The sequence below is a fragment of the Microbacterium sp. NPDC077663 genome (genome assembly GCF_044542795.1).
Classification (GTDB): Bacteria; Actinomycetota; Actinomycetes; order Actinomycetales; family Microbacteriaceae; genus Microbacterium.
Map to the genome: position 1 here is coordinate 45,154 of NZ_JBITVE010000002.1, position 13,735 is coordinate 58,888.

At 65.2% G+C, this 13,735-nt stretch carries 14 protein-coding genes; 6 read left to right on the forward strand and 8 right to left on the reverse strand.

What is annotated here, in order from left to right; all coding sequences use genetic code 11:
* Nucleotides 1–44: 44 nt before the first annotated feature.
* Complete coding sequence (locus ACIGEP_RS07790) at nt 45–1,544, reverse strand: MFS transporter (protein ID WP_396661072.1); 1,500 nt, start codon at nt 1,542–1,544, stop codon at nt 45–47.
* A 90-nt stretch (nt 1,545–1,634) separates the two neighbouring features.
* Between ACIGEP_RS07790 and ACIGEP_RS07795 the strand changes: the two genes are divergently transcribed.
* On the forward strand, nt 1,635–2,300 hold the full coding sequence (locus ACIGEP_RS07795; protein WP_396661073.1) for a cysteine hydrolase family protein: 666 nt from the start codon (nt 1,635–1,637) through the stop codon (nt 2,298–2,300).
* Nucleotides 2,301–2,330: 30 nt separating this feature from the next.
* Here ACIGEP_RS07795 and ACIGEP_RS07800 read toward each other — a convergent pair whose 3' ends face one another.
* Entirely contained in the window at nt 2,331–2,915 is a 585-nt protein-coding gene (locus ACIGEP_RS07800; protein WP_396661074.1) for a PadR family transcriptional regulator, read from the reverse strand.
* 161 nt (nt 2,916–3,076) lie between these two features.
* Here ACIGEP_RS07800 and ACIGEP_RS07805 point away from each other — a divergent pair, with 161 nt between their 5' ends.
* The 5 genes from ACIGEP_RS07805 (at nt 3,077) to ACIGEP_RS07825 (ending at nt 8,277) form a co-directional block, all read left to right on the forward strand.
* Complete coding sequence (locus ACIGEP_RS07805) at nt 3,077–4,039, forward strand: ABC transporter permease (RefSeq protein WP_396661075.1); 963 nt, start codon at nt 3,077–3,079, stop codon at nt 4,037–4,039.
* Nucleotides 4,040–4,161: 122 nt separating this feature from the next.
* A complete protein-coding gene (locus ACIGEP_RS07810; RefSeq protein ID WP_396661076.1) occupies nt 4,162–4,929 on the forward strand; it encodes an ABC transporter permease in 768 nt (255 codons plus the stop codon).
* Nucleotides 4,926–5,885, forward strand: coding sequence for an ABC transporter ATP-binding protein (locus ACIGEP_RS07815; RefSeq protein ID WP_251581956.1), 960 nt, complete (start codon nt 4,926–4,928; stop codon nt 5,883–5,885). Before ACIGEP_RS07810 ends, ACIGEP_RS07815 begins: the two co-directional genes overlap by 4 nt.
* The gene (locus ACIGEP_RS07820; protein ID WP_396661077.1) at nt 5,882–6,637 is read left to right on the forward strand and encodes an ABC transporter ATP-binding protein; all 756 of its coding nucleotides are present in this window, start codon (nt 5,882–5,884) and stop codon (nt 6,635–6,637) included. Before ACIGEP_RS07815 ends, ACIGEP_RS07820 begins: the two co-directional genes overlap by 4 nt.
* Before the next feature lie 44 nt (nt 6,638–6,681).
* Nucleotides 6,682–8,277 (forward strand): ABC transporter substrate-binding protein, encoded by a 1,596-nt coding sequence (locus ACIGEP_RS07825; protein ID WP_396661078.1) that lies wholly within the window; start codon nt 6,682–6,684, stop codon nt 8,275–8,277.
* A gap of 70 nt (nt 8,278–8,347) precedes the next feature.
* Here ACIGEP_RS07825 and glmM read toward each other — a convergent pair whose 3' ends face one another.
* The 6 genes from glmM to ACIGEP_RS07855 form a co-directional block, all read right to left on the reverse strand.
* Nucleotides 8,348–9,691 (reverse strand): phosphoglucosamine mutase, encoded by a 1,344-nt coding sequence (gene glmM / locus ACIGEP_RS07830; RefSeq protein ID WP_396661079.1) that lies wholly within the window; start codon nt 9,689–9,691, stop codon nt 8,348–8,350.
* Nucleotides 9,692–9,698: 7 nt separating this feature from the next.
* Nucleotides 9,699–10,184, reverse strand: a complete 486-nt coding sequence (gene rpsI, locus ACIGEP_RS07835; protein ID WP_396661080.1) for a 30S ribosomal protein S9 — start codon at nt 10,182–10,184, stop codon at nt 9,699–9,701.
* A 29-nt stretch (nt 10,185–10,213) separates the two neighbouring features.
* Entirely contained in the window at nt 10,214–10,660 is a 447-nt protein-coding gene (gene rplM, locus ACIGEP_RS07840) for a 50S ribosomal protein L13 (RefSeq protein WP_396661081.1), read from the reverse strand.
* Nucleotides 10,661–10,848: 188 nt separating this feature from the next.
* Complete coding sequence (locus ACIGEP_RS07845; RefSeq protein ID WP_396661082.1) at nt 10,849–11,880, reverse strand: hypothetical protein; 1,032 nt, start codon at nt 11,878–11,880, stop codon at nt 10,849–10,851.
* Between the two features lie 20 nt (nt 11,881–11,900).
* Complete coding sequence (locus tag ACIGEP_RS07850; protein ID WP_396661083.1) at nt 11,901–12,947, reverse strand: glycosyltransferase family 4 protein; 1,047 nt, start codon at nt 12,945–12,947, stop codon at nt 11,901–11,903.
* 63 nt (nt 12,948–13,010) lie between these two features.
* Nucleotides 13,011–13,724 (reverse strand): glycosyltransferase family 2 protein, encoded by a 714-nt coding sequence (locus tag ACIGEP_RS07855; RefSeq protein ID WP_396661084.1) that lies wholly within the window; start codon nt 13,722–13,724, stop codon nt 13,011–13,013.
* Nucleotides 13,725–13,735: the final 11 nt, after the last annotated feature.

The window sequence follows — 13,735 nt, forward strand, 5'->3', positions numbered from 1 at the left end:
CCTACATAGATGTGCTGCGCGAGTAATGGATCCCCATGCCGGTCTCACATCACCGCCGACGTGACGATCGGCTCATCGCGCGGAACGTCGGTACCGGGCGCCCTCGATGGGCGCCGCACGCGATCCACCATCGCGACGACCGCCGCCGCAACCAGGAAGAGACTCACGATCCAGAGGGCCAGCGCCGGACCGCCGGAGGCCCGCCCGGCGAATGTGAGATCGGTGAGGTGTGCGTAGTAGACGATCAGGGCGAGTGCCATACCGACAGCCGATCCGACCCGCTGTGCGCACTGGATCAATGACCCGGCGACGCTGGACCGATGCCCCGGCGCGTGCAGCAGAGTGCGCGCCTGATTGGCCGGTGCCGCCAGCCCGGCACCGAATGAGCTCATGCAGAGCAGACCGGCGACGAGCGCCGGCAGGGCGTCCCGCGGAGAGACGGCGAACGCCAGCCCACTCGCGGCGACAGCGACGGCCCCGACTCCGGCGCCCATGGCTACGACGACCCCGTTCGTCGGCGAGACGCGACTCGCGAGCCATGAGCCGGCGATGCTCGCGGCGGCTGCCGGCAGCATCCACAGAGCGGTCTCCAGCGGCGTGAGCAAGCCGATCTGCTGCAGGGCGATCGTGACGATGAGCGTTCCCGCGGTGCCCGCCGCGTGCATGAAGCCCGAGATGAGAACCCCGCTGCTGAGATGCGGAAGTCGGAAGAGGGTCGGGTCGACGAGCGGCTCACGCGAGCGGCGGACCGTCCGTCGTTCATGGACGACGAACACACCCAGAAGGACGCACCCGATACCGGTGACGATCAGCATCCAGGGGGCGAAAGGGAGCGACTGCGAGACGGCACTAAAAGGCGCGATCGTGAGGATGACACCGGCCGCGAGCAGTCCCGCACCGACTCCGTCGAACCCACGCCGACGTTCGGTCGGAGGCTCCCGGACGACGACGATCGTCGCCGGAATGAGGACGACACCCACGGCCACGGTCACCAGGAAGAGCACTCGCCAGCCGATCTCCGGGGCGAAAGCGTCCATGATGACCCCCGCGAGGACCGGTGCGAGGAGGGACGTGAGCGAGGTCACAGCTGCGAGCGCCGCCAGCGGTTTGGCACGCTCCGCGGCGGGATAGATGCGTTGGATGAGACCCAGAACCTGCGGCATCAGGAGGCCTGCACCGACCCCCTCCACAACCCGAGCAAGTACCAGAACCTCGACCGTCGGCGCGACCGCGCAGACGACGCTCGACGCCGTGAAGATCGCGAGCCCGGTGAGGAACACTCCCTTACGGGAGAGCACGTCTCCGATCCGGCCCGCCGGGAGCAATGTGGCGGCGTACGCGACCGTGTAGCCGACGAGCATCAATTGGATGGTGATGGGGTCGCCGCCCATGTCCTCTTGGATGACCGGGAGGGCGATGCCCAGCTTGGACACGTCGAGGATGGTGAGCGCGGCGGCCCCGACGAGCACGACGAAGACGAGTCTTCTGCTGCGCGGGGATCCGGCGTCGAGGAGCGGTCCCGCAATCTTCCTGCGCCGAATCATCCGGATCCTCTCCACGGAAATACCGTCGTAACGTCTGAAACCATATAACAGTATTGGAGTACCGGAACACACTACGAGATTGGGTTTGAAATGAGCGGTCGCACGGCGCTGATCATGATCGACATGCAGAACATGTACCTGGAGCAAGAGCGCCGCAGTGCGCTCGGTTGGCCTCCCATCTACAACTTCGACGCCGTGGTCGCGGAGTGCGCGGCACTGCTGGCTGAGGCGCGGCACGTGGGCATGCCCGTGATCTATACGCGGCAGACGTCCCGCACAGACAGCGCGGACATGACGCCCAGCATGCGGCGGCTCCTGGCTGACGCTCCCGACGAGTCTCCGATCGGAGACGACCGGGAGTGGGCTTCCCAGATTCTCGATGCCGTCGCGCCCGCCGACGGCGACATCGTCATCGAGAAGCACCGGTGGGATGCGTTCTTCAACACGGATCTCGACCCCATCCTGCGAAACCTCGACGTGACCCGCTTGATCGTCGCGGGCCTGCAGACCAACGTCTGCGTCGAGACGACGTCGAGGACCGCGATGATGAAGAACTTCGATGTGGCCGTCCCCGAGGACGCCGTGTCGACCGACGGCAAGGCGCTCCACATCAACGGACTCGACTCGCTTCGCGTTCTGTACGTCGAGGTCGCTCCCTGGCGTGAGCTCATTGCGGACTCAGCCGCGTGGGATCGCCGCTTCACGACTCCGGGCTACGGGCGGACGGCCGAAGATCTGAGCACCATCCCGGCATGACCGAGAGCCGACCGCGACCCGGCGATCTCGTCAGCGCCGGGTCGCGTGCTCGGCGTGCGGCATGACCGCCGCCACCGAGGCATCCGGGTCCGTGAGCACCTCTCGAAGCTGCTCGAGCCAGCCCAGAGTCAACGACGTCTGCCGCAGCCAGAGCGTGTAGAGGGCTCGTCGATTGCGCCACACCGGACTGTCGTGATCCTCGCGCTCGTCCTCCCAGTTGTCGAGCAGGTGGCTGAGGCTGAAGTGGCGCTGCCGCTGGAATGCGACCTCGGCGTCGAGCAGATACTCCGCCTCATCCCTCTGCAGTACCCAGAGGTTCAGCAGACGCAGCGCCGCATCGTCCCGGACGCCGTGGTCCGGTTGATCATGCAGGAGCCACCGACGCAGTTCGTCGTAGCCGGCGTCGCTGATGACGTAGCTCGTGCGGCCCCGCTCGTTGCGCTCGCTGATCTCGATCAGCCCGCGGGATTCCATCTTCGTGAGCTCGGAGTAGACCTGAGACGGACTGGCGTGCCACGCACGGTCATTGACGTCGTTGAAGCTCGCGTTGAGGTCGTAGCCGGTGCGCGGCTTACCCCTCGACAATGCGGCGAGTATCGCGTGGCGCAGTGCCATACGTGTCCTTTCTCCGACGAACAGTGTCGAGAGTCGCGCTCATGCTAGCGACAGATCGGTTCCCGCGAGGGGATCGGCGGCCGCTGCGAGAAGCGTCACCGTCTGGAAACAGTACCGAAACAGTACCTCAGTGCATAATTCCAATTATGGACTACAAAGCCATGACACAGAACCGGTTCCTCCGGTTGGTTGCCGGTCGCGCCGTCATGACGGTCATCACCGCGCTGTTCATCGCGATCGTCGTCTTCTTCGCCATCCGCGCCATCCCCGGCGATCCTGCCCTGACGATACTCGGCACCGAGAGCAGCCCCGAGGAACGCGAGCAGCTGCGAGCGGTGATGGGGCTGGATCAGCCGATCGTCACGCAGTTCTCCCTGTGGCTCGGACAGCTCATCGGCGGCGACCTCGGCTACTCGTACAGTCAAGGCCGACCCGTCACCGACATCATCGGCCCCGCCCTCGTCAACACGATGATGCTGGGGGGCCTGGCCAGCGTCATGGCCATCGCGCTGGCTCTCATCATGGGGAACCTCGCCACGACGAGGTGGCGAGCCGTGCGGCGGACCATCGACGGGGCTGAGTCGTTCTTCCTCTCGGCGCCTCAGTACACGATCGCGCTCGTCCTTCTCATCGTCTTCGCCGTCCTCCTGCCCGCGTTCCCCGCGGGCGGGGTCGCGACCCGCGGCGACGGGAGCGTCGGCGACATCCTTTCGCACCTCTTCCTTCCCGCCCTCGCACTGGCGCTGGCACCCGGGGCTCAGATGGCGCGGTCGTTGAAGACGTCCATCGCGACGTTGCAGGCCACCGATCTCCTGCCCACCTTGCAAGCCCGTGGGCTTGCTCCGTGGCGCCTCGCGATCCACGCGCACCACAACGCGCTTCCGCCGATGATCACCGTCCTGGGGATCCAAGTCGGGACGATGCTCGGGGGCGCTCTGTTCGTCGAGCAGATCTTCAGCATCCCCGGGCTGGGTGCTCTCATCGTGCAGTCGGTCAGCCTTCGCGATTACACGCTCGTTCAGGCTGTCGCTCTGCTGATCGCCATGGTGTTCGTCGTCGTGCTGCTGCTCGCGGACGTCGTCAACGCCCTCCTCGATCCCCGCATCCGAAAGGGACGCGCATGACCCTCCTGTCAGGGGCCCGCCTGTCGCCGGCCGCAACGGCAACGGCACCCCGTTTCCACCGTCGGTCTCTGTTGAGTCGGATGCCGCTCCGCTCCAAAGTCGCACTGGTCATCATCATGTGCTTGGCGGCCGCAGTTCTCGCCGCGCCGCTGCTCCCGTTGGCCGACCCCCTCACCGGCAGCCTGTCGGAGCGGCTCCTCCCCTTCTTCAGCCAGGGGCACGTGCTCGGGACCGACACGCAGGGGCGGGACATGCTCAGTCGGCTCGTGTACGGAACGCGCACGTCACTGATCGTCGGGGTGGTCCCCATCGTCATCGCGACCGTCACCGGGCTCGCGATCGGCACGGTCGCCGGCCTGTCCGGCAGATTCGTGAACACGGTGCTGATGCGTGGCGTGGATCTGCTCTTCGCCTTCCCCGGCGTTCTGCTGGCACTCCTCCTGGCGATCTCGATGGGGGTGGGCCTCGGAACGCTCCTCCTCGCGCTGACTCTCGTCTGGATCGCACCGGTCTCTCGTATCGCCGAGACCGAGGTCTCACGAATCCGTGAGCTGGACTTCGTGACTGCAGCCCGATCGAGCGGCGCGACCGCAGCCTCCATCCTGGTGCGCCAGATCGTTCCGGTGTCCCTGCCGGCCGTGCTGGCCTACTCGACATCGCTGGTGGGTGCCAACGTCGCCATCTCGGGAGGCCTCGGGTTCATCGGACTGGGCGTGCCGTCACCTCAACCGGAGCTCGGGTCGATCCTCTACGAGATGCAGGCGGCCGTGTACAGCGATCCCAGCTTGGCGCTGGCTCCCGTGGTCATGATCCTGCTGCTCTCCATGCTCTTCCCTCTCGTCGGCGACGGCGTACGGGATGCCATCTCTGGAAAGGGACGCGAGTCATGACCGACGTCACACCCGCCGGGGGGCTGGATCCCGCCGTTCCCCTCGTCTTGGACGCTTCCCGCATCACCGTGCGATTCCCGCAGGCTGGGCGCTCGCATCGCACGGTGATCGAGGATCTCGGTCTCGGCTTGGAGCGTCGACAGGTCACGGTCCTCTTGGGCGAATCCGGCAGCGGCAAGTCGGTTTTCGCGCGGGCGATCACCGGGCTCTCGGCGAAGACCGCCCGCGTGACGGGTTCCGCCGTCTTCGACGGCGTCGACCTCGTCCAGGCGTCAGCCCGCGAGCTTCGTCGACTGCACGGCGAGCGCATCGGCATGGTGCCGCAGGATCCGAACTCGTCGCTCGACCCGATGCGCCGAATCGGGGGCCAGATCGCCGAGACACTGCTGCAGCACCGGCAGGTGACGTCGCGACGCGATGCCATGCTCCGTGCCGAGGAACTGCTCGAGCGAGTGCAGATCCGCGAGCCTCGGCGCGTGCTGCGGTGCTACCCCCACGAGGTGTCGGGTGGGATGCGGCAGCGCATCGCCATCGCCATCGCCATCAGTTGCGGACCCGAGTTGATCGTCGCCGACGAGCCGTCGAGCGCGCTGGACGCGTCGGTCGGCCGCCATGTCGTCGGACTGCTCGATGATCTGCGCGAACGCCTTCACACCGCCATCTTGTTCATCACCCATGACATCGGCATCGCCGGGCTGATCGCTTCTCAGGCTCACGATCGGGTCGCCGTGATGCTCGGCGGTCGGATCGTCGAGTTGGGTTACGCGCCCGAGGTGCTCCGCAATCCGCAGCATCCCTACACGCAGGCGCTGATGGCAGCCGAGCCGTCCGCTGCAGTGGCGCGAGGGTCGCTGGCAGTGGTTCCCGAAGACGTCCGCACCCGCCGTGATTGGGGTCCGTTGCGCGAGGTCGCGCCTGGCCACGCAGTGGCCGCGGGCGAGGAGGAGGCAGCATGACAGCGGTACTGCGCGGTGTCGGAGTGACCAAGAGATTCGGGGGCTTCACCGCCGTCGATGACGTCGACTTCGCGATCGAGCCGGGACGCACTCTCGGCGTCGTCGGCGAGTCGGGAAGTGGGAAATCCACGCTGGGTCGCATCGTGATGCGCCTCCTCACTCCGGATGCGGGCAGCGTCACACTCGATGGCCACAATCTCTTCTCGATGAGCCGGTCGACCCTTCGGCTCGCGCGCCGCATGTTCCAGCTCGTACCTCAAGATCCGCGAAACGCCCTCAACCCGGCGATGACGGTCGGGGAGAATCTGGCGTTCCAACTGCGAGCACAGGGCGTGCCTCGCAACGAATGGCGAGCGCGATCTGCGGACCTGCTCGAGATGGTGTCGTTGACGGCGGACTACACCCACGCCTACCCGCACGAACTCTCGGGCGGACAGGCGCAGCGCGTCGCCATCGGTCGGGCGATCGCCAGTCGCCCCCGATTGCTCGTGTGCGATGAGGCCGTCTCGGCACTCGACAAGTCCGTTCAGGCGCAGGTGCTGAACACGTTCGCCGATCTGCAGAAGCAGCTCGGCGTGGCCATGTTCTTCATCACACACGATCTCGCCGTGGTCGAGCACATCGCCGATGACCTCCTCGTGCTGAACCGCGGCCGGGTCGTCGAAAGCGGCGAGACGCATTCGGTCCTGGCGGCGCCCGCCGATCCCTACACCCAAGAACTTCTGGCAGCTCGTTCCGTGATGCACGCCTGAAGAATGCTCCATCCCGCACCCGACAGAGTCACCTGAGGAGTCACATGCACCACTTCATTGCACGATCTCGCCGCGCGGTGGCCGCCACAGCCATCCTGGTGGCGGGCGGACTAGCCCTCGCAGCCTGCGCCGGTTCATCCTCGACGGGTGACTCCGGCGGCGAGCAGGAGCTCGTCATCGCCTCGCAGATGGCGTCGTTCCCGAGCCTGGACACGGGCGCGATCACGACTGCTGGATACGAGGGTCAGCGCCTCATCGGAAATCTGGTCTACGAGGGGCTGACCAAGCGCGACGTGTCCGACCCGAATGCGCCGGCCGGAGTCGCGCCCGCGCTGGCGTCGTCGTGGGAGGTTTCGGACGACGGCCTTTCGTACACCTTCTCCCTTCAGGAGGGGGTGACGTTCCACGATGGCGCCGAATGGAATGCCGACGCGTTGATCTACAACATCACGCGCTACATGGATGAGAACGACCCGAACTACGATCCCGTGCTCATCACGTACTACACGGTCCTGACGTTCGTCGAGAACGTCGAGAAGGTCGATGACATGACAGTGACCTTCACGCTGAAGGAGCCGTTCGCGTTCTTCTTGGCCGACCTGTACAACGTGTACTTCGCCAGCCCGGATTCGCTCGAAGAGGCGGGCGCCGCGGGGCAAGCCACCAACCCGGTCGGGACGGGCCCGTTCGTCTTCGATTCGCTCGAGCAGAATCAATCGATCTCCTTCGTCCGGAACGACGACTACTGGGGCGATGTGCCCAAGCTGGACCGGCTGACCGTCGAACTGATCCCGGATCCCTCCGCACGGACCGCCGCGCTCCGGTCGGGACGGGTCGATTGGATCGAGGCCGCGCTTCCTGACGACCTCGAGAGCCTCGAGTCGGCAGGGTTCGTGGCGACGGGCAACGCTTTCGACTGGGAGTGGTCGTGGCAGCTCATGACCGGCGAGGAACCGTTCGACGACATCCGCGTGCGTCAGGCCATGAACTACGCCATCGATCGGGAAGCGATCGCGGATGACCTCCTGCACGGAACCGCCGCGCCGGCGTATCAGATGTTCGCCGAAGCGAGCCTCTATTACACCGAGGAGGACAACATCTACTCCTACGACCCCGACCGGGCGCGCGAGCTCCTGACCGAGGCGGGGTACCCGGACGGCCTGGACGTGACTGTCGGCTATATCACCGCAGGATCGGGCGCGATGCAGGCACGCGCCATGAATGAGGCCCTCCAGGCGCAGCTCGCGGAAGTCGGCATCGACGTCTCTCTGGAGCCGGTGGACTTCTCGGGCATGTACGCGAAGCTCGGTGAGGGGAACACGGGATGGCAGGCGGCGAATCAGGCGTTCAGCCTCGAGCAGCCGTCGAGCTGGAACGGGTTCTGGTTCGGGTGCGACGGCAACTTCTTCGGGTACTGCAACGAAGAGGCGCAGGCGCTGTACGACCAGGCGCTGGTGACGGTGGACGACGACGAGCGAGCCACCCTCTTGACCGAGGTGGGGCACCTCGTGACGGAGGATGCCGCATGGATGTTCGTGGTCAACGACACCGCACCTCGTGCAATGTCGTCCGCGGTGCAGGGCTTCGAGCAGCCGAAGAGCTGGTGGATCGACTTCACCGGCATCTCGATGGCTGACTGACCCCACGAGTGAAGGGCGGGGGGTTCCGGCGTCATGCCGGACCCTCCGCCCTTCGCCGTGTCGGCTCTGATCAGCCCCGCACAACCGCCGCGAGCCGCTCCGCAACCCGCTTCGCGTCCGCCTCGGACGCCGCCTCGACCATCACACGCACGAGCGGCTCGGTCCCCGACGGGCGCAGCAACACGCGCCCGGAATCACCGAGCTCGGCTTCCGCCTCAGCAACGGCCGACAGCACATCGGCATCCGTCGCGCGCGACCGCTCGACACCCTTCACGTTGATGAGCACCTGCGGGAACACGGTCATGACCTTCGCGAGCTCCGAAAGCGGCTTCCGCTGACGGGCAACCTCCGCCGCGATGTGCAGGCCAGTGAGCAGGCCGTCACCCGTGGTGGCGTAGTCGCTCATGATGACGTGCCCGCTCTGCTCACCGCCGAGCGAGTAGCCGCCTTCGTTCATGCGCTCGAGAACGTACCGGTCGCCGACGGCAGTCGTTTCGAGGTGGATGCCGTGGGCCGCCATCGCGCGATGCAGACCGAGATTGCTCATCACGGTCGCGACGAGGGTGTCGTCCTTCAGCAGACCGCGGTCTTTCATCGACACGGCGAGGATCGCCATGATCTGGTCACCGTCGATGATGCGCCCGTCGGCGTCGACGGCGAGGCAGCGGTCGGCGTCGCCGTCGTGGGCGATGCCGAGGTCGGCACCGGTGCGCAGCACTTCGGCGATGAGCTTGTCGAGGTGGGTCGAGCCGACGCCTTCGTTGATGTTGAGGCCGTCGGGGTCGGCACCGATGACGGTGACCTTGGCGCCGGCATCGCGGAAGGTCTCGGGTGAGACGCCCGAGGCGGCACCGTTGGCGCAGTCGAGCACGACGTGCAGGCCGCGCAGGCTGGTGCGCAGTGAGGCGAGCAGGTGCACGACGTAGCGGTCTTCGGCGTCGGCAAACCGGCTGATGCGGCCGACGGCTCCCCCGGTGGGGGCGAGCTTCGGTCCGGCCATGGCTTCTTCGATGCGCTGCTCGACCACGTCAGGCAGCTTGACTCCACCGCGGGCGAAGATCTTGATGCCGTTGTCAGGTGCCGGGTTGTGCGATGCCGAGATCATGACGCCGAAGTCGGCGTCGATGTCACCGACGAGGAATGCGGCGGCCGGGGTCGGCAGCACACCGGCATCGAGCACGTCGACGCCCGAGGATGCGAGCCCCGCGGCGACGGCTGCGCTGAGGAAGTGACCCGAGACCCGGGGGTCGCGTGCGACGACGGCCGTGAGACGGCGTCCGCTGCGGCGGCGGGCTTCGGCGATACGACCCTGGCCCAGGACGACCGCGGTCGCCTGGGCCAGGGTGAGCGCGAGATCGGCGGTGAGGGGGCCGTTCGCGAGGCCCCGCACACCGTCCGTCCCGAACAGTGCCATCGAAGGATTAGCGCTTCGAGTACTGAGGAGCCTTACGCGCCTTCTTGAGACCAGCCTTCTTGCGCTCCTTGACGCGAGCGTCACGCGAGAGGAAGCCGGCCTTCTTGAGGGTCGGGCGGTTGTTCTCTTCGTCGATCTGGTTCAGCGACCGAGCGATGCCGAGGCGCAGGGCGCCGGCCTGGCCCGAGGGGCCACCACCCGAGATGCGGGCGATCACGTCGTAGCCACCGGCGAGGCCGAGGATCGTGAACGGGTCGTTGATGAGCTGCTGGTGCAGCTTGTTGGGGAAGTAGTCCTCGATGGTGCGGCCGTTCACCGTGATGGTGCCCGAGCCGGGAACCAGGCGCACGCGGGCGATGGCCTGCTTGCGACGGCCCACAGCGGCGCCGGGGACGGAGAGGACGGGACGAGCCGGGGCGGCCTCAGCGGTAGCCGGGGTCTCGGTCGAGTAGTTCTCAGGGGTCTGGTCGAGGGAGTCAGCGATCTTCGCCATCAGATAATCCTTGTTCTTCTCTGCGGCGCTTACTGGGCGACCTGGTCGAAGGTGTACGTGGTGGGCTGCTGGGCCGCGTGCGGGTGCTCGGCACCGGCGTAGACCTTCAGCTTCGACAGCTGCTGGCGACCCAGGCTGTTCTTGGGGAGCATGCCGCGGACGGCCTTCTCGACGGCGCGCACCGGGTTCTTCTCGAGGAGCTCGGCGTAGCTGACCGACTTGAGGCCACCCGGGTAACCGGAGTGGCGGTAGGCCTTCTTCTGCTCGAGCTTCTGGCCGGTGAGAGCCACCTTGTCGGCGTTGATGACGATCACGAAGTCGCCGGTGTCGACGTGGTTCGCGAAGGTGGGCTTGTGCTTGCCGCGCAGGAGCGTGGCAGCATGCGAGGCGAGGCGGCCGAGGACGACATCGGATGCGTCGATGACCACCCACTCACGGGTGATCTCACCGGCCTTGGGGGTGTACGTGCGCGTCACAGTAGTGCTGCTTTCATTGATTCGAACGGAGAGGTTCGTGAATCCCACTCCGGGGTGGTTCGCTCGGGATGCCGGTCGAACACGCCAGTGGAGGGCTCACGTTCGCGGTGCAAGGCCAGCAGGACGCAGGCACCAAAAAACCAGCGTACATGAGTTTGCGCCTAAGACTCAACGGCACTCGCCCTCAGCTACCTCACCAGAGTGACGTTCGGCAACTCTCTCAACGACTGTTCGTAGACGCCAGTCAGCTTGTGATAGCCGGCCTCCACCAGATAGACCTGCTTTCCTAGCACCGCGGCGGGCAACGCAATGTGCAGCCGATCGGAAATCACGACATCAGCCTCGGACACGGCTCGAAGGTAGAAGCTGAACGTTGAGTACTCGAGCGCGCTGACGTCCACGCTGGTGACTCTGTCGAAGTCGCCGGTTCGGACTTCGTGACCCGCCGCTGCCACACGCTCCAGCAGCTGCGACCCTGCGGCCTGAAGGCGCCTCTGGAAGAGTCGCCGAGCGACAGCGGACCTCATCCCGTGAGGCAGCGCAAAGAAGGCACCTCGCGCGGCACGCTTGAGGAGTGATCCGCCCGAGGCCACCCCGCTGCCCGCTGGTTTAGCAGCGCGGGACTCGCTGTCAGTTCGCCCGCCAACTAGCATTCGCCGACCCAAACCAGTCGAGCGAGGCGAATAGGGACGCAATACATCTTCGACGAAGCGATTGCCGGACGCGACGACGTCGTGATCAAGTAGCAACTGCACGCCAAGGGCTTTGAGATCGCCACCCCAGGTCGATTCAGTCTTCTCAAATGAGTACCGTTCGCGGAAGAACCACACGGCCGCCGCGGTCCTACCTTCGAAGATGAAGGAGGGATTGACGGTCTCGAAAAGCGCCGATGATGGAAAAATGACGAGCGGCAGGTTGGGGTAGTCAACGATCCGCTCTCGAAGGATCGAAGGAAACTGGTAGACCTCGAGCAATGCACCGTTGGGCGGGACGATGATCAGGTCCGCTGCAGCTGGGATAACGCGTTCGATACGCAGCTCCGACAGCATGCGGTCAAACACGGCGTGCATCAAGAAGTCACCGTTGTTGCCCAACGCCCGCCCGGCGCGATCGGTCATTTCGACGACGTACGCCTTAGCACCGCGCCACGCGGAAAGCTGATCAAACAGCTGGTCGCACGAAGGCCAAGCTGCCGCCTCGTGTCTGCTCGATCCGTCCATAAGACATCCTCTTCCTGGAGTCACGCGAGGCCGGCGCGGTATGCGGCCGCTACCGCGCGAACTGAGAACTCATCATGTGCATACTGGCGAGCTGCCTGGGACATTTCTGCCCACTTACCGGGCTCCGCCGCGATCTCCCGCAAACGCTCGACCATCTCTCCCAGCCCGGCAATCACAACCCCCCCGCCGCTTCTACGAACTATTTCACCCATGGCGCCGACGTCAGTCACGACCGAGGGGAGGCCCGCGAACATCGCCTCCGCCAGTGCGCCGGGGAGCCCTTCGGCTTTCGACGGCAGCACGAACGCTGCCAAAGGTTGACCGTAGACGGGTGACGTCTCTGGAACATAGCCAAGTAGGGTGATCCACTCTGTGATGCCTTCTGTCGCCGCGATGAACTCCTTCTCGTACCCCGCATCGACGAATGGACCAACGAAGATGGCGCGGGCTGGAACGCCCGCTTTGCGGAGGGCACGCACCGTCTCCACGACTAGGTGAGGCTGCTTGACAGGGCCGAGCTTGCCGCAAAAGAGCAATGGGAAATCCTCAACGGGCGGCGCGACTCTCTCGACTCGGAAGTCATCGCTGACGGGGTTTGCGATGCGAACCACTCGTCGATCCTTGGCCCCTAGCGCGAGCGCCTCGGCACGAATGCCGTCCGACAGCGCATAAATTCGATGGGCCCGACGGACAACTCGTTGAAGGAGAAGCCGCTTCGCTGCACTTGAACGCTTCCCCGATGTACGCAGATCCCCGTTCTGCAGCACAGGCAGTATCAACAGGTGGGTGGACCGCGGGACCAGGAGGGCCGGGAACAGGTTCATCCAATACGCGCCATGCAGATGTATATGGGAATACCGTCGCGCCGTTGTCAATAAGAGCCAACAGGCCCTCAGCGCCCAAATGATCTGTGTCACGATTCCGAGCCGATCACCTCGAACCAACTCGATGTTCTCCCGAGCCCAGCTGGCACCACCCTCATCCTTGCTGCGGCGCCGATATGCGAGATCGATCGAAATCCCGCTCGCCCCCGCCAACTCGCCGAACAAGCGCTCCTGAAGGGTCACGGGGCCGGAGTACGCTCCCGCCGTTCCCCAGGGCGACAGAACAAGAATTGCCTTCACCATCATTCAGCTTGACCCGATCGCACTCGCAAAACGCATGGCGCCTGCGATGAGGCGGCTCTTCAACGGTGTAGGTGGCGTTCGATCGATGATCCGAGGTTGCTTCCCGCGGAACCAACCGTAAACCTCGCGCCGGCCCACGTTCATCCCCTTCGCGGACAGAAAGGCGGATCCACTTCTCCCGCCGAAGTGGTGCACATACTGCTCATGCTCGGAAAACCCGGAGGCTGCATAACCCGCCACCAGGATCGCAGCTTGCTGTTTCGTCACGGACCACCACCATTGATGCCCCTCATCGAGCGGAAAATTGCGGTATATGTGCGCGTCCATCAGGAGGCAGTAGCCGTCCAGTCGGAGTGGGTCCGTTGCAACACCGTAGGAGACCGCTCCCTCCTTATGATGCGAAAGCAGGCGCACTAGCCAATCCGGGCTCCTGATCTCGACATCGCTGTTCAACAGCAAGAAGTGGGTCGATTCCTGTGCCGCCATTCCTGCGGCGATGTTGTTGCCGCCTGCAAACAGCGTATTGACCTCGGACAGGTGGAGCTTGTCTATAAGGCCTTCGTCCCAAAGTTTTGTGACCAGGTCCACTGTCTCTGGCCCTGACGCGTTGTCGACCACTATGACTTCATACGCGACTTCATCCGTATTTCTCCGGAGACTGCGGATCGTCAGCTCCACATACTCCGGAGCATTGTGAGTCAAAATCAGAATGCTCACGAACGGATCGT